The organism is Pseudomonas sp. MIACH, from assembly GCF_001269925.1.
GTDB lineage: Bacteria > Pseudomonadota > Gammaproteobacteria > Pseudomonadales > Pseudomonadaceae > Aquipseudomonas.
Genome location: NZ_LHVO01000049.1, coordinates 1 through 25,199, shown reverse-complemented (window position 1 = coordinate 25,199; position 25,199 = coordinate 1). Strand labels below are relative to the sequence as shown.

The following is a 25,199-nucleotide window of genomic DNA, read 5'->3' as shown; positions in this document are numbered from 1 at the left end:
CCCTCACCCCTGATCAGGCATGAGCGAGGCAAGCGCATCGCTCAACAGGTGATCCAATCCCCACCCTGTCGCCGCAAGCACCAGGCCCATCGCCAGGATATGGATCAGCGGTGCGCGCAGCCACGACAAGCCGGCAACCCAGTCCCCACCCGCCTGGGTAACAAGGCCATGGCTGACCTTGAACGGTGTGACCCGCGCGTCAAGGGCAACCCGTAATTGCTCACGTTCAGGATCATCCAGATCGCGGTAGCGCCCGCGAAAGCCCAGCATCAATACCCGCTGAAATGCCGTCAGCACATGCCGATCAGGCGCAGGCCCGCGCAGCACCTCGCGGATGTCTTCATACAGAAACTCACCCGCCTGGTGGCGGTTGAAAAACTTGGCCTGTAACGGTTCGCTGGCCCAGGACGCCCGCGCATCATCGCCGGCGTAAGTCAGCACCGTCTCGTCGAGCAACGCGCATTGCGCATGGCTGATGTGATCGATGCTGCGTTGATCCAAGCCCGCCCGCTTGAGCTGCTGGCGCACCTGCTCCACGTGCCCAGTACAAAGCTGCTCCAGCTCCCGGCTGTTTTGCACCGAGGCGCCCTGGCGCAACTCAACCACCAGCAAGTAGGTGTCCTGCAACAGCGCATCGATATCCGTGTTTGGTTCTTTGGAAGGCGTCAATTTCATGAGCGCAGCACCGCAAACAGTTCAAGCTTGACGTCGGCTAATGTGCTGGGGACGTAGAAAGCGCAAACGCCTTCGTCCAGCATTGCCTGCCCGCTGGCATGACCAAGATCAAGCGCGAAGTATTGATTTTCCAGGCGCAACGGAATCGCCGCTGGCACATGGCTCAGCGCCTGCAACGGCACACCGTCGAGTGCCGCATTGACCAGGTAATTGACAGCGTCGGGCGTGCCGATCTTGCACAGGCGCGGGAACTGATCCTGCAACTGCGCCGCCGGGAGTCGGCAGCGCACCGACAGGTAGAAATCGGCACCGTCGCGTTCGCGTAGGCGCGGGTCATTCAGCGTGACCTGCCAGCGGTTGGGCCCCTTTTCCTCCAGCAGCAAAGCAATGACCCGCGACGGCAGACTGGCCTCCAGCAAACGGGAAATGCTGTGCATCAACGGCGGGAATACCGCCTCCAGATGCGTGTGCCGATACGGCGGAATTTCGTCGATATCGTGTTCCAATGAAAACGTCATCAGGCCGCCGGCCAGCGTGATCAGCGCTTGATAGACATGCTCGGGATGCCGTGCGGGAAACGCCCGAACATCCGCCAGTAGGGGCTGAGAGGTGTTCAAGGCATTCAGCAGCCAGAACAGCGAGACATCGGCCACGGCAAAGTCGGCCATGCGCTGATTGCTTTCCCGTCGCATCCCCATGAGCCGTTGCCGCTTGGCGGCCAATTGCGTCAACAGGTTGTCCAGTTGATTCAACAATCCAGGATGGGCGGCGAAGCTGAGCAATGGCGGCACGTAGCCGGGGTCAAGGCTCCACGCGCCCTTCCCGTCTCGCACTAGCCGCGCGACCGGACACGTTATGTAATCTGCGTTGTCGTCCGTGTGCAGGCGCAGGCTCAGCGCGTGCTCCAGCACGCCAATCGACTGCATCTCGTCAGCGTAGATATCCTGGACCTGGCGCCAGTCCTGACGATAACGGGTGGGCCGGTCGACTCTGCCGTCCTCAAACACGCAGTTGTTGCCGTTGGCTTGCTCCAGTGGCAGGGCCAATTGCACGGTCACGTCCTGAACCTCATCCGTCAGCAGGCACGCCAGTTCCAACGCGCAGGGAAGCCGATCCATGCATGCGGTGTCGATCCAAGTGCCATCGGGCATCCGCACACACAATTGAGTGGCTTTGAGCTTGCCCAGTCGCAAGGCATCCAGGTCGAAGTCTGCGGCCTCTACACCCCAGGGGTGTACCCACGTCAGTAGCGCGAGCTGGTTATTGGCCCAGGCCTCATAGCGCGTCTGCTGCTGAAATTGCTGTGGCGACAGCAATGCTCCTGCGGCCCATAGAGGGCGATCGATCTTCATGACATCGTTTCCCTACGATTGAGTCAGGCTTTGGCCTTGGGCATCTGCGAAACCAGCGACAGGTTCACGTCCATGCCCTCGACCTGGAAGTGCGGCACGGCGTACAACTTGACGCGGAAGAATCCCGGATTGTCTTCAATGTCTTCGACCGTGACCTTGGCATCGCGTAGCGGGTGCGAGGCCTGCAAGTCATCGCCGGGGTCCGTCATCTCGGTCACCAGCCCGCCAATCCATTTGTTCAGTTCAAGCTCCAGCAGACGACGGTCCTTGGTGGTGCCGATGTTTTCGCGCTGGATCAGCTTCAGGTAGTGGGCGATACGTGAGAGCAGAAAGATGTAAGGCAGGCGCGCGTTGATTCGGCTGTTGGCGGTGGCATCGGGCGTGTCGTACAACGCCGGCTTCTGCGCGGAGTTGGCCGAGAAGAAACACGCATAATCGCGGTTCTTGTAGTACGAAAGCGGAATGAAGCCGAGGTTGGCGAATTCAAACTCACGGGTTTCCGGAATCATGACTTCGGAGGGAATCTTGACCTGATTGCCGGTGCCCAGGTCATACAAGTGGATGGGTAGCTCAGTCACCGCGCCCCCCGATTGCGGCCCACGAATTTGCACGCACCAACCATTGGCGATGAAGCTCTTGACCATGTTGGCCGCAAAGGCAAACGAGGCATTGGTCCACAGGTATTTGCCGTGATCCGGTCCCTTGACGCTTTCGATGTAATTGAAATTTCGGACGGGGATGGTATCGGGCCCATAGGGCAGGCGCCCGAGTACGCGTGGCATGGTCAGACCGATGTAACGCGCATCGTCACTGTCGCGGAACGCCTTCCACTTGATGTATTCGGCACGGTCAAAGTAATTGCCAATGTCTTTGATCGCGGCAACCTCCTCCATGGACTCTTTGCCGAAGAAGGCTGGCCCGACGGCGCCCACAAACGGCATATGTGCGGCGGCGGACACTTTCGAAATGTTGCGCAGCAGCGCGATGTCCTGAGGACTCCGGTCGAATTCATAGTTGGAGATTGCTGCCGCAATTGGCTCACCGCCCGGAGTGTCGTACTCCTGGGTGTAAGTGTGCAAATACAAGCCGCTTTGGGCGATCTCCGGTGCATCCTCGAAGTCCTGCACCAGGTGGTCCTTGCTGATATCCAACAGTTCGATGCGCACGTTTTGACGGAAATCCGTCTGATCAATCAACGACTTCACACCGCGCCAGGTCGACTCGACGCGCTGGAAGTCTGGATGGTGCATGACCGCGTCGAGCTGTCGGCTGATCTGCCTATCCAAAGCGGCGATATGTTCGTCCAGCAGGACTTTATCCAAACGTTCGACTTTATACGGCGATTGTTTAAGTAACTTTAAAAATACACTGATTGCTGCTGTCACCCGTTCATCGGCCGAAACCTCAGACAGCGCCTCAGCATTTTGAAAAATTTCGATACCTCCTAACTGTGCAACCGGGTTCAGATTGATCTTGTTAAACAGCGCACCATAAATGCCACCGCACGCTTCAGACAGCACTGTGGCACTGCGCGACTGTTCCCTGGAATTCTCTACAGCCATAACGGAACTTCCCTTTAAAAAATCGAGTTAAATTAATGAGTTTCAGGCGCCAAGTCGGCTAACTCAGCGCGTAGTTCATCACTCAGGGCATCATCTTTGAGGATGCGCTCTAACTCCTGACGGAAGGTCATGTTATCCAGCAGGTTCGATTTGAGATCGCGCAGCAGATTGCGCATAGCTAACAGGGCACGCAGTTGCGGAATCTGCCGCGCTACCTGCTCGGGTTCGAAGTCTTTCATGCGCTGAAAGCTGAGCTCGACAGGGGTGTCGGATGCATCGTCGCTCAAGGTGTCAGGCACTGTGAGCTTGAGGCCTGGGGAGAAGTCAGCCAAGACGCTGTCAACATTGTTTTTATTGATATTGATCTTGCCTCGCTCCGAAAGCGGGCGTTGTTCTTTGCCATTGCTGTAGTCGCCCATCACCATCAGTTTCAACGGCAGTTCGACTTTTTTCTGCGCACCACCGGTATGCAGGTCGAGTTTGATATTAACCCTGGCCTTGGGTACTTCATTTTGGAAACTGCTTAAAGTCATAACCCCATCCATAGTCTTGCCAACAGCACTTATGCCATCAGAGAAAAGTAAGACTGGAACCTACACCCACATAGATTCCTTTACTGGAGAAGCCAAAGCGCTACGCGTCATGTGGCGATCTCTTCCTAATTAGAATGAAGTACCGCCAGCAATTTCTACCACCCCCTAATTCACACCCAAGAGCTTTCCGAGACGCTTTAGGGAAACGTCCCACAAATCGCCCAGATTACAGCTCTTTCAATTCAGATTTAATGTTTAAATAACAAGGTAAGATTTAACCGTCAGAACCTTCTAAAAAGAACTGTAGGAATCTTATAAAAACAGATAGAAGCTTGAAAACTTCAGGAGCGTACAAGAACACGCTTAAACTTATAACCGTTAAGTTTATAAGTGGGATGAACTATAGGTGGAATAGATAAACCGGCCATTCAGAGGGAAAAACAGAACGCCCTAAAAGTCTGAATCCCCGGCAGCGTCAGAATACCCTCCTGCCACTGCCGTTTTAAATCGTAAAACTTGAAATCCAGCGACAACCAATCAAGCCTCTCGCGCCTTCACCTTCAAATGCCGCGCATACCAAGGCCGCTTCGGCACGCGCTTGAACAAGCCCTGCAGCGCCTCATCTTCGGCACCAAAGGTAATGCGCAATGCGAGCTTCATGGTCTCCGGGTCCATCTCCATCGACCGGCCCATCTGCAACCCCGGGGTGGTGCTGCAACCGTGGGTGTCCGGGCCCAGCCAGGGGTCGCCGACTTCGACCCAGCGTCCCGCAGCGAACCAGGCCACGCCGTTGACTTCCAGGCGGCTGACTTCGCCGGGGTTGAAGCGTTCGTGGGCGCGGTACCAGTCTTCTATGCGATCGTCGATCCAACCGTGAAAATGCCAGAACACCGGGTTTACATGGGAGGAGAACGGGTCGCCGAGGAAGTCGTTTTCTGCGGCATACCAGCGTGCGGCGAAGTCGGACGGATCTCGGGCAAGGGGGACCGGTGCGCCGTTGGACGGGTCGCGGGGCACCGAGGCCCAGCGCATGTGCAGCCAGTCGTGCAGGCCCAACTCCATTTCGGAGCCCAGTTGGCCCAGGGTGCGCTGGGCCAGGTAGCGTGGGTCGCGGTATTGGGACTCCCAGACCTGGAAGTTGCTGTGGTAGGTCTCGGCGGCCTTGATGTCGCTGACCCACTGGGTGTACTCGCTGTCGTCCGCTGCTGACCAAGTGGGCGGCAGCGCGAAGCCGTCGTGGTTGTCGAAGTAGCGCAGGAAGCCCAGGCGATCGCGCTCCAGCGCCGGTTGCGGTTCGGGGAATGCGGGCCACGAGGGCAAGTCCTGCATGGACCGCGCGGTGCCGAGCATATGCCGGTGCATGAAGAAGAAGTCGATGCCCGAGCCGTTGCGGTCTTTGTGTTTGCCACGGGCGTCGCGCTCCTTGCCGCGCGGGCCGGGTTGCCAGCCGATGCCGCGCAGGGCGTCGCGTTTTTCTTCGGAGAGTTTGTGCCACTGGTCACGGGTGGCGTGCCATAGCTGGTGAAACAGGCGGTGCTCGGGGGCAATCAGCCAGGCCAGCAGGGTCGGGTTGAGGCCGATGCGTTGGCGGGCTTCGGGAAACAGCTGTTTGTGGGCGATAAAGCGGTTGTCGCGCTCGGTCAGGGCCAGGGGCCGATCCAGGTCGAGGATTTGCCCACTGAGCGTGCCGCTGCCGGCATTGCCGAAGGCGGCCCAGACTTCATCGAGGGTCATCTTGAACTCATAGGCGGGCCTGCCGTCGGGCGCGTCGCGGTCGATCAGGCGCCAGTAGAGCAAGGCGCCCTCGCCCGTCAGCAGGTCACCGAGCACGCGGTAGCGCGGTTCGCCCTCAGCGCGCAGGTTGGCGGCGGTGTCCAGGTAACCGCGCAGGCCACGGCCACGGGGGGCGATGTCGAGCAGCAGCTCCAGGCCTTGCCGCGGCACCCCCTTGAGACCGGCATCGCGGCCTTCCAGGCGCAGGCTCCACACCCCGCGCAAGGTGTTGGCCAAATGCTGCCCGGCGGTGTCGGCCAGGTCCACGGTGGCTTCGCCGGGGGTGATGGGGAATTCTTCTTCTCGCGTCAACTCGCGATGGGCATAGAAGGCGGCCGGCACAGCCGCGCCGGTCAGCGCCAGGCCTGCGATGAACCCACGTCGAGAGATGGTCATTGTCTACCTTAGGAAACGGCTTTATCAGAGCTAGAACGTTTGCACGCCGGGGAAATTTACCGCCCTGCCCGCCCCGCCTAAATTTTGCCGCGTATCACTCGTTCTTCCCTGATAGCGAAGGCCTCAACTGACTGAGATGGCAATGACAAAACCACGTTCGAAAAAGGCGCTGTACCTCGGCTTGCCGCTGGCACTGGCCATCGGTGCCGGCGCAGGCTTCCTGGTCTGGAATCACTGGTTCAAGGGCAATGCCGGCTACCCACTGGCAGTGATCAAGCAAGCCAATGAAATGCAGGACCGCCTGCTGTCGTTCGACAGCCATATCACCGTCCCCATGGACTTCGGCACCGCCGGCAACGAGGCGGACAAGGACGGCAGCGGCCAGTTCGACCTGGCCAAGGCGGCACGCGGGCGCTTGTCCGGCGCAGCCCTGACGATCTTCGGCTGGCCGGAGATCTGGAATGGCCCCAACGCGCCGCACAAGCCCACGGACGGTTTTGTCGAGGAAGCACGTCACGAGCAGGAAGTGCGCTACAAGATCATCTCCGGCATGGTGCGTGACTTTCCCAATCAAGTCGGCATTGCCTATACACCGGATGACTTTCGACGCCTGCATGGCGAAGGCAAGTTCGCAATTTTTATCAGCATGCTCAATGCCTACCCACTGGGTAACGACCTGAACCAACTGGACCTGTGGGCCGCACGCGGCATGCGCATGTTCGGTTTCAGTTATATCGGCAATAACGCCTGGTCCGACTCTTCACGCCCGCTGCCATTTTTCAATGACTCCGTCGATGCGCTCGAAGGCCTGTCGGACATCGGCAAGCAGGCCGTGCAGCGCCTCAACGACCTGGGGGTGATCATTGATGTGTCGCAGATGTCGACCAAGGCGCTGGAGCAAGTCGCGCAACTGAGTCGCACGCCGATGGTGGCGTCCCACTCTGCACCGCGCGCGTCGGTCGACATCCCGCGCAACCTCAGCGACAAGGAGTTGCAGCTGATCAAAAACAGCGGCGGCGTGGTGCAGGTGGTGGGCTTCCCGGCCTATATACGCCCCCTGAGCCAGCCGACCCAGGACAAACTCAATACCCTGCGCGCGCGTTTCGACCTGCCACCCTTGCCCAACCTGGCCATGGCCCTGATGCCTGGGGACGCGATCATCGCGGCATGGCCGAAGCAGAAGTTCGGCCAGTACGCCCAGGGGCTGTACGGCATTCTTGAAGAAGAACCCAAGGCCACGCTCAAGGACTGGGGCGACGCTGTCGACTACACCGTGCGCAAGATTGGTATCGATCACGTCGGCATCGCTTCGGACTTCAACGACGGCGGCGGCCTCGACGGCTGGAACAACGTCGGCGAAATCCGCAACGTCACCGCTGAACTGATCCAGCGCGGCTACTCCGAAGCCGATATCGCCAAGCTGTGGGGAGGCAACTTCCTGCGGGTGTGGGACCAGGTACAAAAAGCCGCCAAACCCTTGGCCAACCGCTAATCATCCAGAAGCAAGTCCATGACCGACCGCCGTACGTTTCTCAAGCAGGCCGGGGTGTTTGCCGCCAGCCTGCCGCTGGGTGCTGCATACCTCCCGCAAGCCCTGGCCGCCAACGCAACGAATGACCCATGGACGGGGTTCAAGCAGTTATTCAACCAGGACCCGGATTACCTGCACTTCTCCAATTTCCTCGTGGCCTCGCACCCCCGGCCGGTGCGCGAAGCCATTGAGCGCTACCGCACGCAGATTGACCGCAACCCCGGGCTCGCCATGGACTGGGACCTGGAGGAAACCTGGAAACGCGAGGGCCAGGTGCGCGAATGGGCTGGCCGCTACCTCAAGGCCACACCGCCGCAGATCGCCCTCACCGGCAGCACTTCCGAAGGCTTGGCGATGATCTATGGCGGCATCAAGGTGCGCCCGGACCAGGAAATCCTCACCACCGTGCACGAGCATTACGCGACCCAAAACGTGCTGGATTTCCGCGTGCTCAAAGAAGGCACTCAGGTACGCCGGATCAAACTGTTCGCACGCGCCAGCCAGGTCTCTGCCGATGAGGTGCTGGGCAATATCCAGCGCAATATCCGCCCCAACACCCGCGTGCTGGGCATGACCTGGGTGCAGTCCGGCAGCGGCGTGAAACTGCCCATCGGCGAGATCGGCAAGCTGGTGGAGGAGCACAACCGCAACCGCGACGACAAGGACCGCATGCTCTATGTGGTGGATGGCGTGCATGGTTTCGGCGTGGAAAACCTCGACTTCCCCGACATGCACTGCGACTTCTTTATCGCCGGCACCCATAAATGGATGTTCGGTCCGCGCGGCACCGGGCTGGTCTGTGCGCGCAATCCTGAAAACCCGTACGTCACACCCATGGTGCCGACCTTCTCCGAAGACAAGGACTTCGCCACCACCATGACACCCGGTGGCTATCACGCCTTCGAGCATCGCTGGGCGGCGGATGAGGCCTTCAAGCTGCACTTGCAACTGGGCAAGGCGCCGGTGCAGGCGCGCATCCATGGGCTGAACGCCGAACTCAAGGACCAGTTGCTGGCGCACCCGCAGATCGAACTGGTCACCCCGCGCAGCCGCGAACTGTCCGCAGGCTTTACCTTCTTCCGGGTCAAGGGCCAGGCGAGTGACGCGGTGGCGGCCTATATGCAGAAGAACCGTGTGGTGATCGACGCGGTGGACCGCGACGTCGGCCCGGTGATCCGCACGGCGCCTGGCCTGCTCAATAATTCCAACGAAATCCAGCGCTTCATGACCCTGCTCAGCCAGCGGTTGTGACCCTCCTTTCCCCTTTGCACGAGAGGCCCACATGACTCCATTTCGACTCAAACCCCTGACGGCCCTGGCGCTGACCGCGCTGTGCGGCGCGCTGCTGCCAGGCCTCGCCCAGGCCGCCACACCGCAACCGGGCAAAGTGTTCAAGGACTGCAAGGACTGCCCGGAGATGGTGGTGCTGCCCGCCGGCACCTTCACCATGGGCACGCCGGAAGATGAAGTCGGCCGCGAGCCGGACGAAGGCCCGATGCATGACGTGACCTTCGCCAAGCCGTTCGCCATGAGCCGCTTCCACATCACCGCCGGCGAATGGGACAGCTATATCCGCCAGACCGGCGTGAAGATCGCCGACGGCGACACCCGTCCCGGCCGCGAATGCATCGCCAGCAAGCCGCGCTACCCCCAGGGCCCGCGCCAGCCGGCGGTGTGCATGGACATGGACGACATCAAGAACTATGTGGCGTGGCTGTCGAAAAAAACCGGCCAGCGGTACCACATGGTCAGCGAAGCCCAGCGCGAATACGCCGCGCGTGCTGGCTCCACCGGACCATTCCCGTTCCCGTTCGACGAGGGCAAGGGCTACAGCATCGCCAAGCATGCCAACACCTATGGCCCGGCCGATGGCTACAGCTATTCCTCGCCCGTGGGCAGCTACCCGCCTAACGCGTTTGGCATGTACGACATGCATGGCAATGTCTATGAGCGGGTTGCCGACTGCGAGCACCCCAACTATATCGGTGCCCCCACCGACGGCAGCGCCTGGATGGAGCCGAACTGCAAGGGCTACCAGATTCGGGGCAATGACTGGGGCGAAGCGCCGGTGTTCTCGCGCTCGGGCAACCGCAACAACATCTATCCGCAGACGCGTGGGGATTGGATTGGCTTCAGGGTAGTGCGCGATCTCTGAAGCTGACGGGATTTGATGTGGGAGGGGGCTTGCTCCCGATGGGGTGCGGCAGTCGACATCGCCATTGACTGATACTCCGCCATCGGGAGCAATCCCCCTCCCACAGTCAAATCGTGCGCGGCTTAGACCCCCTTCTGCGCCAACAGCTCCAGGCCTTCATGCAATGCCGGGAACAGGCTGTTGTTGAAGTTGTTCCAGCGCAGTTCGAGGATAGTGTCGTCCGGGGAGATCTCGGTCTTGAGCACGTCGTGGAACACTTCGCCGGAGTCGATGCCGTTGTCCACGTAGTGGAATGACGCGCCAGTGAGGTACAGCGGTTCACACGGCTGCGTCTGCTTGGTCGCCCAATCCACCACGGCTTGGCCACGGGCACCGTACAAGGCATTCCAGGTGGCGTAGGCACCCCGGCGCTCATAGGGCGATTCGATCCGGGTAATACCGGGATGAATGTTCATGATCCGACGCGCAAACGGCGCGCCCGGGCGTACCAGTTCATCGAGGATCACCAGCAAGCCGTCCAGCACCACGATATCGGCCTTCAACTCCACCAACGTGTCATGCAGGCGACGCTCGAAGTCCTGCTTGCCGGCGATATGCTCGGCACTGCCCCGTGGCAGGCGGCGATAGGTGGACGGCACGCTCAGCAGCAGATAATTGACCAGCCTGCCCTGCACCTGCAAATCCGCCGGATAGAGCCACTGGCGCCCCGGTTTGTAGGCAAACCCATAGTCAGCCACCAACTGCTGGTCACGCGGGTTCTGCTCGTCGTCGTCATACACCACGCCCACCAGGTTGTAGGCCTCGCCCAAGGGCGTGTCGTTGAGCGACCCCACCAGAAATTCCAGCACCGATTTCATGTAGCGCTCGTGGTCCTTGTAGGCCACTGGCTGGCCGGCCTTGTCGGCAGCGGCATTGCGCAGGGACCACACATACACCAGGTTCTTTTTCGTCATTGCTTCGCTCTCGCTGGATAGATCAGGCACGCGCCCATACGCGTGCGCCTACACCACAAGAACGAACCAGGTGCCGGGCAATTTATCCGCGCACCGCTCCGTCGGGCACACCGAGCTAAATAGTCGCGCCAACACTTCGTTTGTCATGGGTAAGGGTCTGTGTGCCCAGTCCCCCTCTCACTCACTTTCCGGGAAGTATTTATGACCGACCCCAAGCGCGGCGCCTTCAAAGGCCTGCTCGCATTGCTCAGGCCCTTTCGCACCATCATGACGATCTCCGTCGCCCTGGGTATGGCCGGCGGCCTGGCCATCACGTTGCTGCTGGCGACCATCAATAAAGCCCTGCACTCCTCCACCGGCATGACGCAAGGGGTGATTCTGACCTTCGCGGCGCTGTGTGTGCTCGCCCTGATCAGTTCAATCGTCTCGGACATCGGCACCAACTACGTCGGTCAACGCATCATCGCTGCACTGCGCAAGGAACTCGGTGAGAAAGTGCTGTCAGCCCCCATCGAGCAAATCGAGCGCTACCGCACCCATAAGCTGATTCCGGTGCTGACCCACGACGTCGACACCATCAGTGACTTTTCCTTTTCCTTCACCCCATTGGCCATCGCCTCCACGGTCACGCTGGGCTGCCTGGGCTACCTGGCGTACCTGTCGGTGCCGATGTTCTTGATGATGATCGTGGCGATTGTGATCGGTACCTCGGTGCAGTACGTAGCGCGCTCCGCAGGAATCAAGGGCTTCGAAGCCGCCCGCGACCAGGAAGACGAATTGCAGCGCTACTACAGCGCAATTGCCTCCGGCGCAAAGGAGCTGCGCATCCATCGGCCGCGCCGCTACCGCATGAATACCCATCGCATCCAGGCCACCGCCGACCGTATCAGCGATATCCAGGTGCGCTCGGTGAACATCTTCATCGTCGCCAAGACCTTCGGCTCCATGTTGTTCTTTGTGGTCATCGGCCTGGCGCTGGCGTTCCAGGCCTATAACCCCAATCCCGACCCGGCGGTGATTACCGGTTTCGTGCTGGTGCTGCTGTACATGAAAGGCCCCCTTGAGCATGTGGTGACGGCACTGCCGATCGTCAGCCGCGCGCAGATCGCGTTCTCGCGTATCGCCGAACTGTCCGAACGCTTCTCGTCCCCCGAGCCGCATCTGCTGCTCGAAGACACCGAAGCCCCAAAACCGGTGGTGCGCAGCCTGGAACTACGCAACGTCAGCTACAGCCCACCGCCGGTGGAAGGCAGCGAGCCGTTCCATCTGGGGCCTATCAACCTGACCATCAAGCAAGGCGATATCGTGTTTATCGTGGGCGAGAACGGCTGTGGCAAAACCACGCTGATCAAGCTGCTGCTGGGGCTGTATCAACCGCAATCCGGTGAGATCCACCTCAATGGCGAAGCGGTGACCGCGCCTACCCGCGACGATTATCGCCAGTTGTTCACCACGGTGTTCGCCGACTATTACCTGTTTGACGACCTGGTCCAGAGTGGCGGGCCGCAATCGATGGACAGTGCCGCCCAGTACCTGGAACGCCTGGAAATTGCGCACAAAGTCACGATCAAGGACGGCGCATTCAGCACCACCGACCTGTCCACCGGGCAGCGCAAGCGTCTGGCGTTGGTCAATGCCTGGCTGGAGGAACGCCCGGTGCTGGTGTTCGATGAATGGGCCGCCGACCAGGATCCGGCCTTCCGCCGCATCTTCTACACAGAGCTGCTGCCGGACCTCAAGCGCCTGGGCAAGACCATCATCGTGATCAGCCACGACGACCGCTATTTCGACATCGCCGACCAGTTGGTACGCCTGCGCGCCGGCAAAGTGGTGGAGGAAATGGAGCTGGCGTGAATTTTCTTTTCCGGTTTTTCCGGGCAGCTACGTCTTACTAGTGTTAATGAGAACCAGACTCAAAAACGCTTGTAAACTGCCTGCCTGAAAACACAGAAGAGAACACATCCATGTCAGTACGCCTCGGTCTGCGCCCCTTGAGCAACGCGCTGTTCATGCGGCGGGCCCTGAACGTCAACCTGATGCCTTGTGCGCTGGCCCTGGCGGTGACGCTGCCCATCGCCGGTTACGTACAGGCCCATGAGATCGAGATCACTATCGCGGCCCAGCCGTTGGGGGCCGCACTGCAGGAGTTTGGCCGCCAGACCAATCTGCAGGTGCTGTACAGCCCGATGGATGTGCAAGGCAAAAGCAGCAAGGCGGTGACGGGCACGCTGGAGCCCATCCAGGCCCTCACCGCCCTGCTCAAGGGCACAGGCATCAACTACGGCCTGCAAGGTAATACCGTCACCATCACTGCGAGCGGTTCCGCCGCGCTGGAGCTGGGGACCACTGCGGTGACCGCCAACCAGTTGGGCACGGTGACCGAAGGTTCGGGTTCCTATACCCCGGGCACCATTGCTACCGCCACGCGGATGGTGCTGACCCCGCGTGAAACACCGCAGTCCATCAGTGTGATCACACGCCAGCACATGGATGATTTCGGGCTTGCCTCCATCGACGATGTGATGCGCCATACGCCCGGTATCACCGTGTCCAGACTGGACAGCGAGCGGACCGAATACTTCGCACGCGGCTTCTCCATCGAAAACTTCCAATATGACGGCATCCCCACCTTGCGTAACGCCGCCTATTCGTCGGGCCAGACCCTCACGAACATGGCGATCTACGACCGCGTAGAGGTGCTCAAGGGCGCCAATGGCTTGCTGGCCGGCGCCGGTGCCCCTGGGGCAACGCTCAACCTGATCCGTAAAAAACCCACCCGCGACTTCAGGGCGAGTCTTGAGGCAGGCGCGGGCAGCTGGGATAACTACCGTTCCCACATTGATGTCAGCGGTCCGCTCACGGAAAGCGGCAACGTACGCGGCCGCGCGGTAGCCGCGTACCAGGACCAGCACTCGTTCATGGAGCGCTATGAACGCAAGACCAACGTGTATTTCGCCACCGTTGAAGCCGACCTCAGCGAAGATACCCTGCTGACCCTGGGGTTCGATTATCAGGACAGCGATCCCTCCGGCTCGGGCTGGGCGGGCAGCCGTCCGTTGTTTGACCGTAACGGCAACCGCATCAGTGTGAAGCGCTCGTTCAACAGCGGCGCCAAATGGAGCAGTTGGGAGCAGTTCACCCAAAGCGCGTTCGCCACCCTGGAGCACAATTTCGACAACGGTTGGGTGGTCAAGGGCCAATACACCCATCAGTTCAGCGGTTATGACGCTCCGCTGGGGGCGATCCAGCTTGGTCCATTCCCGGCGACCGGCTTGTCGACGGTCTACGCGAACAAACTCACTGGCGATACCCGCGCTGATTCCGGCGACATCTACGCCAGTGGCCCGTTCAGCCTCGGCGGCCGCGAACACGAGCTGGTGGTGGGCGCCTCGGCGTCGAACTCCCACTGGCAAGGCAAGAATTGGGAGTCACCGATTCACGCCAATGGCCGTGTCGTCGACTTCTGGAACTTCGACGGCAACTTCGCGGAACCGAACTGGGGCGAGGTGACCAGCCGGTTCGATGAGACCACGCGGCAAACGGCCGGCTACGCAACGGCACGCTTGAACCTCACGGATGACTTGAACGTGTTTCTCGGCAGTCGCGTGGCCAACTACTGGCTGACGGGGGACAGCCACACCACGGAAACCGGCAAGCTGATTCCTTATGTCGGGGTCACTTACGACCTCAACGACACCTTCACCGCATACGCCAACTACACCGAAATCTTTTATCCGCAGACGGCCCGCGACCGCGACAACAAGGTGCTGGAACCGGATGAAGGCAAAAACTATGAAGTCGGTGTGAAAGGCGAGTTCTTCAACGGCGGGCTGAACACCAGCCTGGCCTATTTCGAAGTGCATGAAAGCAACCGTGCGCAATCCGATGCGCAATACAACGCCAACCCGACCAATCCGGCGATGCTTACCGAGGCCTACAAGGGCATCAACGCCAAGACCAAGGGCTTCGAGGCCGAGTTGTCCGGTGAGCTGGCACCCGGCTGGCAAGCCCAGGCCGGTTACACCCACAAGGTCATCCGCGACGAGCATGGCGATAAGGCCTCGACCCTGGAACCCCAGGACCAGGTCAGCTTTTTCACCACCTACAAGCTCTCAGGCCCCCTGGACCGCCTGACCCTCGGTGGCGGCGCGCGCTGGCAAGGCAAAACCTGGCGAGAGGTCTACAACAGCGGCAAATTCCGTTCCGAAGACATTCACCAGCCAGCCTATTGGGTGGTCGACGCCATGGCCAAGTACCAGTTCACCGACAACCTCTGCGCGACGCTTAACGTCAACAACCTGTTCGACAAGTATTACCTCACCAACATCGGCTTCTTCAACACGGCCTACTACGGTGATCCGCGCAACGTCATGCTGAGCACACGCTGGAACTTCTGATCCCGGTAGCCTCCCACTACCTCTTCGAAGTAGCGCTGCCGCGCAGCAAACCGGGACCTCTGTGGCGAGCGGGCTTATCTCGCGTTGGGGTGCGAAGCGCCCCTAATCAAGACGAATGCGGTGTATCAGGCACGCCTCTGCGCCGGGCGCCCTTGAGCACGGAGACGAACGAGGCAATGAACTCAGGGTTGTCGACGATTCGGTCGTGGGTCGTATCGATCACCACCGAAGCGTCGATCCCGTGACCAATGCCCTCCTCAAGCGCCGTGCTGATGACCTGGCGATCCCGTTCCGACTTGCTTTGCGCGGCCCACCAGCAGCTCACCGGCGCGGCAATGCGCACGTAGTCGGCATCCTGCAAACGCTCATCCAGGGTGAGTTTCAACGCCCACGACACCTCCAGCTCGCCCCCCTGCTGCAACTCATTGCGCAGGCTGGCGAACGTTTCGCCCAGGGCCGAATCGGCCCAGTCACACAGCGCCGTCCAGTGCTGATCAGCAGCCACTGCAGAGTGTTCAATATCCTGCCAGGCCTGGGTGATGGCCTGTGCAGCATCAGGGAACATCACCGTCAGCAACTCCACGCGCCGGTCCACGAGGGTCTCGCCTACGACCGGGGTCAACGGTTTGTCCCTGTCCCAGAACGCCTTGACATGCAGCGGTGGCGGCGCATCGATGCAGCCCACGAATGCGACTTCGGCGCCCCGCGCTTCCAGGTAAGCGGCAACCTGCAACGCCAGGTTGCCTCCCAGCGACCAGCCCCCGAGGTAATACGGTCCCTGCGGCTGGGCCGCCTGGATCTGCCGGGCATAGTCCTCAACCATCGCATCCCAGGTCGGCACCTCGCCCAGCGGGTCGATCAGTGCGCGGCAGATGACGCCGCGTACGGGCATGTCCACGCGCAACGCCATGGCAATCGCCTTGTAGCAATGCGCCGAGCCGAAGCTGGGGTGAAACAGGAACAAGGACGCGTCGCCCTGGCGACCATTGAGGTCCACCAGCAGCGAGTGCCCCTGTTGCTCCGTCGCATTGCTGGCCAGTGCCCTGACAGTGGGGCGCGTCATCAGTTGATTGACCGTCAGCCCCAGCCCGCATTGGGCGGCCAGGCGTTCCTTGACCACCAGCAGCAACAACGAATGCCCGCCCAGTTCGAAGAAATTATCGTCAAGGCCGACGCGCTCGACACCCAGCACCTGCTGCCACACCTGCGCAACCTGCTGTTCCAGCGCGGTGTGCGGCGGCGCATAGTCGCGCTGCCGAGTGCCTGCCTCAGGACGCGGCAGCGCCTTGCGCTCGAGCTTGCCGTTGGGGCTCAGCGGCATGCTTTCCAGCGCCACCCATTGGGCCGGCACCATAAAGGCCGGCAGGTGTCGCGATAAGTGCGCGGCGAGGGCTTCGCGCCAGTCCGGCACCGCCTCATCGAGCACCACATACCCGACCAGTTGGGTGCCATCGAGGGCCAATACCGCCGCTTCGCGGACCCGTTCATGTTCCAGCAGACGCGCCTCGATTTCGCCCAGTTCGATGCGCAGGCCACGCAGTTTGACTTGATGGTCGATACGCCCGGCGTACTCGATCACCCCGTCCGGCCGATAACGCGCCAGGTCGCCGGTGCGGTACATCCGCTCACCGGCTCCGAACGGGCTCGCGACAAAACGTTCAGCGGTCAGCAACGGCCGACGGTGATACCCCCGCGCCAACCCCTTGCCCGCCAGGTACAACTCGCCCAGTACCCCGATCGGCACGGGCTCCAGGTTACCGTCGAGAATATGGCAACCCAGGTTCGCGATGGGTTTGCCAATCGGCACGGCGTCCTTGCCTTCGTCGACACAGGTCCAATGGGTCACGTCGATGGCGGCTTCCGTGGGGCCGTAGAGGTTGTACAAACTCGCCTGTGGCAGCTTCGCGAATACCTGGGTCTGCGCGTCCACAGGCAAGGCTTCACCGCTGCTAACGATGCGCCGCACACTGCGGCAACGCCCGACCTGGCCGTCCTGCAGGAAGGCTTGCAGCATCGAGGGGACAAAGTGCAGGGTCGTGACCCCTTCACCGGTGATCAACGCCACCAGCTTCGCCGGATCACGGTGATCGCCAGGCGCAGCCATCACCAGCCGGGCGCCGCTGAGCAGCGGCCAGAAAAACTCCCACACCGACACATCAAAGCTGAAGGGTGTCTTCTGCAGCACCGTGTCATCGGCGCCCAGTGCATAGGCTTGCTGCATCCAACACAGGCGGTTGGTCAGGGCCGCGTGACTGTTGCCCGCGCCTTTGGGTTTCCCGGTCGAACCAGAGGTGTAGATCACATAGGCGAGGTTCTCAGGGCTGAGCGCCACGCCGGGGTTGGCCTCGCTGTACGCTTGCAGCCAGGATTCATCGCGGTCCAGGTCAATGCGCAGCACGTGGTCGGCTGACGGCAGGCTCAAGTGTGACTGGCTCAACAGCAGGTTTACCGCACTGTCCTCCAGCATGTAGGCCTGGCGTTCCTGGGGGTATTCCGGGTCCACGGGGACATAGGCGCCCCCGGCCTTGAGGATCGCCAGCAAGCCGACGACCATCTCCACGGAGCGCTCCATCGCCACGCCCACCAGGCTGTCCGGACCGACACCGCGTTCGATCAACGCGTGGGCCAGGCGGTTGGCGCGGCGGTTCAGGGCGGCGTAGGTCAATTGCGCGGGGCCAAACACTAGGGCGGGCCGATCCGGGGTACGTTCGGCGTGCGCTTCAAAGCCATGGTGCACGGCCTGTTCGAGAGGGTAATCGGTGGTGGTGGCATTCCAGGTGTCGACGATCTGCCGACGCTCTTGCACGTCCAGCATCACCAGCGAATCGATCAACGCCTCGGGCGTCGCGATCATTGCCCTCAACAGACGCTGCCAGTGCTGTGCCATGCGTTCGATGGTGGTCGCTTCGAACAGGTCGGTGGCGTAGCCAAATGAAGCCTGGATACGCGAAGCATCCTCGGAGACATTCAAGCTGAGGTCGAACTGTGCCGTGCGGCTCTCCCAGTCCAACCCTTCCAGCACCAGGCTGGAAGCCTGCGGCTCGCTGCCGGCACCTCGGCCCTGATGGTTGAACATGACCTGGAACAACGGGCTGTAACTCAAGCTGCGCTCCGGGCGCAGCGCTTCCACCAACTGTTCGAATGGCAGGTCCTGGTGCGCCTGGGCCTCCAGTACCCGCTGACGCGCCTGGCGCAACAGCGTCAAGACACTGGTGTGCTCGTCCATATCGGCCTTGAGCACCTGGGTATTGACGAAGAACCCGATCAGCCGCTGTGTCTCCACGCGGTTACGGTTGGCGGTCGGCACGCCGACGCGGATGTCCTGCTGCCCGCTGTAGCGATACAGCAGCGCCTGGAAGGACGCCAACAGCAGCATGAAACTGGTCGCCCCTTCGCGCTGTGCCAACGCCTTGATACCGGCAGCCAACTCGCCATCCAGCTCGATGTCCAGTGACGCGCCGCGAAAACTCTGCACGGCCGGGCGCGGCCGGTCCAACGGCAGTTCCAGCACCGGTTGGTCGCCGCCGAGCAGGTCGCGCCAGTATTCCAACTGACGCTCCTTTTCCCCGGCTTCCATCCAGCTGCGCTGCCACAGGGCGTAGTCCGCGTACTGGATCGGCAACGCCGGCAAGTCAATCTCACGGCCCTGACTGAATGCGGTATAGGCCTGCACCACTTCCTCGACCATCACTTGCATCGAGCCGCCGTCAGAGATGATGTGGTGCTGCACCAGCACCAGCACGTGGTCCTGCTCTGCCACACGCAACAGGCTGATGCGTAACAGCGGGCCTTGTTCCAGGTCGAAGGGCCGCGCAATCTCCTCTTCGACGCGGGCTTTCAAGTGGCGCTCATCGATGTCCTCAGGCAGCAGTTCCACCGGGTAAGCGGGCAGGATTTCCTGCTGCGTGCCCTCACCGACCCGCTGGAACCGTGTGCGTAAACTCTCGTGCCGGGCGATCAGGTGCTCAAAGCTCCTGCGTAACGCGGCAATATCCAAGCGGCCCTTGAGTCGCAAGGCGCTGGGAATGTGGTAAGCCGCGCTCTGCGGCTCCAGTTGCCAGAGAAACCACTGGCGCTCCTGGGCATACGAAAGCGGCAGGCTATTGGCCTCAAGCCGCACTTGGGGAATAGGCAGGTTAGCCGGCGAAACGCCCTCCTGCAGCATGCGCTGCAGGTAGACCTTGCGCTGCTCCAGCGGCAGCCCGATAAAGCGCTTCATGATTTTGTGAGCCATCTGGTTATCCATTACACCTCCTCCATTTCGTCGAGGAGCGAATCCAGGAACGACAGCTTCTCGGTGCTGACTCCTGACCCCTGTCCTTGCAGATGGTCCGCCAGTTGCTTGAGCTGGGCATGCTGGAACAGCTCATGCACGCTGATTTTGACGCCCAACTCCAACTGAATGCGCGACATCACATTGATCACCAACAGCGAATGCCCGCCCAGCTCGAAGAAGTGGTCATTCAAGCCGACTTGCTCAACGTCCAGCACGTCCTGCCAGATCGCCGCCAGTTGCTTCTCAAGGTCGCTGTGAGGGGCCAGGTACTCGCCTTGCAAGACTTGGCTGCCAGGGTCCGGCAACGCCTTGCGGTCCAACTTGCCGCTCGGGCTCAACGGCATCTCGGGCAGGCGCACGAAGTGTTTGGGCACCATGTAGTCGGGCAGTTGGGCCTGCAACGCAGTGCGCAAAGCCAGGCCATGTTCGACTTCGTCCGGTGCAGTCGGCTGGGCAACGTAGTAGCCGACCAACTGGCCGCCGCCACTGCCCTGGCGCAGGATCACTTGCGCTTGGGCCACCGCGTCCTGGAGCAGCAACAACGCACAGATTTCCTCCAGTTCGACCCGGAAGCCGCGAATCTTGATCTGCTGATCCAGGCGCCCCAGATACTCCAACGCGCCGTCATCCGCCCAACGCACGCGGTCGCCCGTGCGATACAAACGGGCGCCGGCACTGCCGAACGGGTCGGCGATAAAGCGCTCGGCCGACAGCCCAGGCCGCCCGAGATAACCGCGCGCCAAGCCATCGCCCCCCACGCACAACTCTCCAGCCACGCCGGCAGGTACCGGGTTCAGATCACCGTCCAACACCCGGCAGATCACACTGCCCAACGGACGGCCAATCGGCGAACGCGCGCCATCCGCCAGGGAACAGGGCCACCAGGTCGCATTAATCGTCGTTTCAGTCGGCCCGTAACGGTTGTGCAGCACCACGCCGGGAAGCGTGCGCAGGATCTGGTCGCGCAAATCGGCGCTGAGTGCTTCGCCGCCGGAGAACATCCTGCGCACACGGGTGCACTGGGCCACACCCGGTGTATCCATGAACAACTGCAGCAGCGATGGGACGAAGTGCAGCGTGGTCACGCCGAACGCCTGGATCAACTCCATCAGGCGCACCGGATCGCGGTGTTCGCCCGGCGCCGCGATGACCAGGCGGCTGCCGCTGATCAATGGCCAGAAGCACTCCCACACCGACACGTCAAAACTCATCGGGGCCTTTTGCAACAGCACATCGTCGGCCTGCAGGCGGTAGGTGTCCTGCATCCACGCCAGGCGTTGCGCCAACGCTTCATGGGTCACACCCACGCCTTTGGGGTTGCCGGTGGTGCCAGAGGTGTAGATCACATACATCAGGTTCTCGCCGCTTACGGTCACCTGAGGATCGGTGTCGTCGCCTGCATTCAACCAGGCCTGCTCGCCATCCAGACTCAGGCAGCGCACCCCTTCGGCCAGCGGCAGGTGCAGGTCCGATTGGGTCAGCAACCACTTCACGCCACTGTCCTTGAGCATGTAGGCCAGGCGTTCCTGTGGGTAGTCCGCATCAAGCGGCACATACGCACCACCGGCCTTGAGAATGGCCAGCAACCCGGCCAGCATGTCGAAGGAGCGCTCCAGGGCGATTGCCACCAGCGAGTCCGGGCCCACACCTTGCGCGATCAAACCGTGCGCGAGGCGGTTGGCACGCCGGTTCAGGGCATCGTAGGTCAACTGTTGATCGCCAAAGATCACCGCTGTTGCCTGTGGCGTGCGGCGGACCTGCTGTTCGAATTGGTGCTGGACCAGACCACAAGGACCCGCATTGACCCTCGCAGTGCCTTGCGCCATCAGCGCCAACTGCTCGGGTTCTGTCAGCAGCGTCAATTGCCCCAGCGCGGCCTGCGGCTTGGCCACCAGTTCCATCAGCAGGTGCAGCAAGTGCTGGTTGAGGCGCATGACCGTGTGGGCATCTACCTCGCCCAGGTCATAGGTGTAGTGCAGGCTCAAGGTTTCACCGACACCGACGGCAATCGACAACGGATAGTGGGTCTGCTCACGGCTGTTCACATTGCCAAAGCGCACGCCCAGGGGGGCGCCCTGCTCCAAGACCTCTGACACCGGGTAGTTCTCGAACACCAGAATGGTGTCGAACAACGCCTCACCGCCCAGCCCGGCCCAACGCTGCATCTCGAACAACGGCGTGTGCTCGTGCTCGCGCAGCGCCACGTTCTGCTGCTGGATGTGCTGCAGCCATTGCGCCGCCGGCATATCCGGCCGAGGCGTTGCCACCACCGGCAAGGTATTGATGAACAACCCGACCTGCTGCTCCACACCGCGTAGCTCGCCGGGGCGACCCGAGACCGTGGCGCCGAAGGCCACGGTGTCCTGCCCGGTGTAGCGTTGCAACAGCAGTAACCAGGCCGATTGCACCAGGGTGTTGAGGGTAATTTTCTGGCCCTGGGCAAACGCCTTGAGCCTGGCCATCTGCGCGGCATCCAGCTCAAGCGCGTACTCACCCAGGCCCGACGCGGCTTGATCCTGATTGCGCGGCAGCGCCTGGAACAGCCGGGTCGGCTCTTCCAGCTTGGCCAGTTGCGTCTTCCAGAACGCTTCGCGCAGGGTTTTGTCCTGGGCTTGCAACCACGCGATAAAGTCCCGGTAACGCGAGACCTGGGCTTGCGGCGCATAGCCGGCGTAACGCTCAAGGACTTCACCGAGCAATTGGGAACTGCTCCAGCCATCCATCAGGATGTGGTGGCTGGTGTAGATCAGGTGGCAACGCTGCGGTCCAGTGTGGGCCAACGCGATACGGATCAGCGGCGGCTGCTCCAGGTTGAAACCTTGCAGGCGTTGCGAATCGGCCAGACGGTCCAGATGCTGTTGCTGCCCGTCACCCTCCGGGCACTCGGTTTCGATAAACGGCAACCGCGCGTGGCGATGCACCACTTGCAGCGGGTGCTCCAGGCTGCCATGCAAGATGAAGCCGGTGCGCAGAATGTCGTGGTTATCCAGTGCCGCCTGCCAGGCATCGCGGAAACGCGGCACGTCCAGGCCTTCGACATCCACGCGCATCTGGTTGACGTAATCACCCGCCTGGGGCTCATACAGGGCGTGGAACAGCATGCCTTGCTGCAGCGGCGCCAACGGATAAACGTCATCCACAGCGGCGAGCGCGAACTGGTCCAGTTGGGCCTGGGTCAGCGCAGCCAACGGGAAGTCCGACGGGGTCACGCCCTGATGGGGCGCCAGGCAGCAATGCTCGATCAGTTGCTTGAGTTCCTGCGCGTAGGCATCGGCCAGACGTTGTACGGTGGCCTCGCTGAACATTTCACGGCTGAAGCTCCAACTCAAGGTCAGCTCACCGCCATAGACCTGGCCGTTGATCTCCAGCCAGTTGCCCAACAAGGCCTGTTCGCTCTGCTCCGCTCCGGCCTCTTCGCCCGTCGGGGTGAAGAATGCCTGCTCGGCATCATCGTCGAAGTTGCCATCGAACTGGCCCAGGTAGTTGAAGGTGATCCGCGGTTGCGCCAGACCACTCAGTACCTGGCGGGCATGGTCATCCCCCAGGTAGCGCAGCGCACCGAAACCAATGCCTTTGTCCGGTACCGCGCGCAGCTGTTCCTTGATGCCCTTGATCGAATCCGCCAGGCTCGCCGCCGGCGTCAGTGCCAGCGGATAGAGGCTGGTGAACCAGCCGACCGTGCGGGTCAGGTCCACGTCGTCGAACAGGTCTTCGCGACCATGCCCTTCCAGCTTGACCAGCAGCGAATCGCCGCCCGTCCAGCGCGTGATCACCCGGGACAAGGCAGTCAACAGCAGGTCGTTGACCTGGGTGCGATACGCCGCAGGCGCCTCTTGCAGCAAACGACGGGTGAAGGACGCGTCGAGATGGGTGTTCACCGAAATGGCCAATGAGTTGTGCAACCCACCTTGCGGGTTATCACACGGCAAGTCGGCGTCGGCGCCTTGCAATTGCGCCTGCCAGAACCGCAGCTCTTCCTGCAAGGCCGGGCTCTGGGCGTGGGCCTGCAAGCGTTTTGCCCAGACTTGGGTCGAACTGGTCTTGGCCGGCAATGCCAGCGCCTGCCCGTTCTGCAGCTGGGTGTAGGCGGTCTGCAAGTCCTCCAGCAGAATGCGCCACGACACGCCGTCGACGACCAGGTGGTGGATCACCAGCAACAGCCGTTGGGAGGCATCCGGCAACTCGACCAGCACCGCACGCATCAGTGGCCCTGCTGCCAGGTCCAGGCTGCGCTGTGCCTCCAGGCCCAGGGGCTCAAGCGCCTCGACCGTCTCCAGGGTGGTTTCCCAGAGCAGATTGGCCGGCGATTCAACGCTGCCGTACTCAGCCTGCCAGCCGCCCGAAGACTGGCGAAAGCGCAGGCGCAATGCATCGTGATGCTCCACCAGCGCGGACAAGGCGGCGGTCAATGTGTGGGCCTCCAGCCGAGCGCCTGGGCGCAGGACGACGGATTGGTTCCAGTGGTGACGCTCGGCAATGTCCTCCTGGAAAAAGTACTGATGAATCGGCAACAGCAGCGCTTCGCCGCGAGCCAAGCCCTGATCGATCACCAGCCCCTGCCCGCCCATCTGTGCGACCGCCGCCAGACTCTGCACCGTCTGGTGCTGGAACAGATCCTTGGGGGTGAAGCGAATACCGGCCTGCCGTGCACGGCTGACCACCTGGATCGAAATGATCGAGTCGCCGCCCAGCTCAAAGAAATTGTCGTTCAAGCCCACACGCGGCAGGCGCAGCACATCGGCCCAGATCCCGGCAATCTGCTGTTCCAGCGCATTCTTCGGCGCCACATAGGTCTGCTGCAAGTGGCTGGCATCCGGTTGTGGCAGGCCCTTGCGGTCGAGCTTGCCGTTGGGGGTCAGCGGCATGTGTGCCAGGAACATAAAGTGCGCCGGCACCATGTAGTCCGGCAGGCGAGCCTTCAGGGCCTGACGCAAGGCATCACGGAATTCAACCTCGTTGAACTGCGCCGAGGCCGGCACCACATAGGCCACCAATTGCTTGCCACTCGGGCCTTCCTGGGCCACCACCACGGTTTCACCGACGCTGTCCTGTTCGCGCAGGCGCGCTTCGATTTCGCCCAGCTCGATACGGAAACCGCGGATCTTCACCTGATGGTCGACACGACCGAGGTAATCCACCACCCCATCCGGGCGGCCTCGGGTCAGGTCGCCGCTGCGGTACACACGGCTGCCGGGTTTGCCGAACGGGTCGGGCACAAAGCGCTCGGCGGTCAGTGCCGGACGTTCCAGGTAACCTCGGGCCACGCCCTCGCCGCCCAGGTACAACTCGCCGGCGACGCCGATGGGTTGCAGGTTGAGTTGCGCATCCAGCACGTAGCCGCTGCGGTTGCCCAGCAACGTGCCGATTGGCGCGTAGACGGCGCCGCAAGGATCGCCTCGGCGGGCTTTCCACAGCAGCGGCGTGACCACAGTTTCAGTCGGGCCGTAGCCGTTGAACAGGTAGGTCGGCTTGAGCGCGCGCCAGGCCAGGTCGTAGCTGGCCTGCGCCACGGCATCGCCGCCAAAGCAGTAGACCCGCACCGCCGGTGGATTGCCGTCACGCTCGGCATGCTCGGCGAGCTGTTGCAGGTACACCG

At 61.6% G+C, this 25,199-nt stretch carries 13 protein-coding genes; 5 read left to right on the top strand and 8 right to left on the bottom strand.

All coding sequences use genetic code 11. The annotated features are described in order from the left end of the window. Positions 1-3: 3 nt before the first annotated feature. The 5 genes from tssL to AD670_RS18270 form a co-directional block, all read right to left on the bottom strand. Complete coding sequence (gene tssL / locus AD670_RS18290) at positions 4-675, bottom strand: type VI secretion system protein TssL, short form (protein ID WP_053135389.1); 672 nt, start codon at positions 673-675, stop codon at positions 4-6. Next, entirely contained in the window at positions 672-2,027 is a 1,356-nt protein-coding gene (gene tssK / locus AD670_RS18285; RefSeq protein ID WP_053135386.1) for a type VI secretion system baseplate subunit TssK, read from the bottom strand. The genes tssL and tssK overlap by 4 nt, the downstream gene beginning before the upstream one ends. Before the next feature lie 23 nt (positions 2,028-2,050). After that, the gene (tssC, locus tag AD670_RS18280; RefSeq protein WP_053135382.1) at positions 2,051-3,589 is read right to left on the bottom strand and encodes a type VI secretion system contractile sheath large subunit; all 1,539 of its coding nucleotides are present in this window, start codon (positions 3,587-3,589) and stop codon (positions 2,051-2,053) included. A 32-nt stretch (positions 3,590-3,621) separates the two neighbouring features. After that, positions 3,622-4,122, bottom strand: coding sequence for a type VI secretion system contractile sheath small subunit (tssB, locus tag AD670_RS18275; RefSeq protein ID WP_053135378.1), 501 nt, complete (start codon positions 4,120-4,122; stop codon positions 3,622-3,624). 537 nt (positions 4,123-4,659) lie between these two features. Then, entirely contained in the window at positions 4,660-6,291 is a 1,632-nt protein-coding gene (locus AD670_RS18270) for a hypothetical protein (protein WP_053135375.1), read from the bottom strand. Positions 6,292-6,433: 142 nt separating this feature from the next. Here AD670_RS18270 and pvdM point away from each other — a divergent pair, with 142 nt between their 5' ends. Genes pvdM through AD670_RS18255 form a run of 3 tightly spaced genes read left to right on the top strand, consistent with a single transcriptional unit; the run spans position 6,434 to position 9,977 of the window. Then, a complete protein-coding gene (gene pvdM / locus AD670_RS18265; RefSeq protein ID WP_053135373.1) occupies positions 6,434-7,783 on the top strand; it encodes a pyoverdine-tailoring dipeptidase-like protein PvdM in 1,350 nt (449 codons plus the stop codon). 18 nt (positions 7,784-7,801) lie between these two features. Next, positions 7,802-9,073 (top strand): aminotransferase class V-fold PLP-dependent enzyme, encoded by a 1,272-nt coding sequence (locus AD670_RS18260; RefSeq protein ID WP_053135370.1) that lies wholly within the window; start codon positions 7,802-7,804, stop codon positions 9,071-9,073. A 31-nt stretch (positions 9,074-9,104) separates the two neighbouring features. After that, positions 9,105-9,977: a formylglycine-generating enzyme family protein gene (locus tag AD670_RS18255; protein WP_053135367.1), complete on the top strand. Its 873-nt coding sequence runs from the start codon at positions 9,105-9,107 to the stop codon at positions 9,975-9,977. A gap of 122 nt (positions 9,978-10,099) precedes the next feature. Here AD670_RS18255 and AD670_RS18250 read toward each other — a convergent pair whose 3' ends face one another. Further along, positions 10,100-10,930, bottom strand: coding sequence for a N(5)-hydroxyornithine transformylase PvdF (locus AD670_RS18250; protein WP_053135364.1), 831 nt, complete (start codon positions 10,928-10,930; stop codon positions 10,100-10,102). A gap of 201 nt (positions 10,931-11,131) precedes the next feature. Here AD670_RS18250 and AD670_RS18245 point away from each other — a divergent pair, with 201 nt between their 5' ends. After that, a complete protein-coding gene (locus AD670_RS18245) occupies positions 11,132-12,784 on the top strand; it encodes a cyclic peptide export ABC transporter (protein WP_053135361.1) in 1,653 nt (550 codons plus the stop codon). A 155-nt stretch (positions 12,785-12,939) separates the two neighbouring features. Further along, positions 12,940-15,327 carry a TonB-dependent siderophore receptor gene (locus AD670_RS18240; protein ID WP_053135406.1) on the top strand — a complete coding sequence of 796 codons (2,388 nt, stop codon included), beginning with the start codon at positions 12,940-12,942 and terminating at the stop codon, positions 15,325-15,327. Positions 15,328-15,433: 106 nt separating this feature from the next. Here AD670_RS18240 and AD670_RS18235 read toward each other — a convergent pair whose 3' ends face one another. Both AD670_RS18235 and AD670_RS18230 read right to left on the bottom strand, forming a co-directional pair. Next, positions 15,434-19,573 carry an amino acid adenylation domain-containing protein gene (locus tag AD670_RS18235; protein WP_053135358.1) on the bottom strand — a complete coding sequence of 1,380 codons (4,140 nt, stop codon included), beginning with the start codon at positions 19,571-19,573 and terminating at the stop codon, positions 15,434-15,436. Continuing rightward, a partial coding sequence (locus AD670_RS18230) for a non-ribosomal peptide synthetase (protein ID WP_156338264.1) occupies positions 19,573-25,199 on the bottom strand: 5,627 nt, incomplete at its 5' end. The genes AD670_RS18230 and AD670_RS18235, both read right to left, overlap by 1 nt.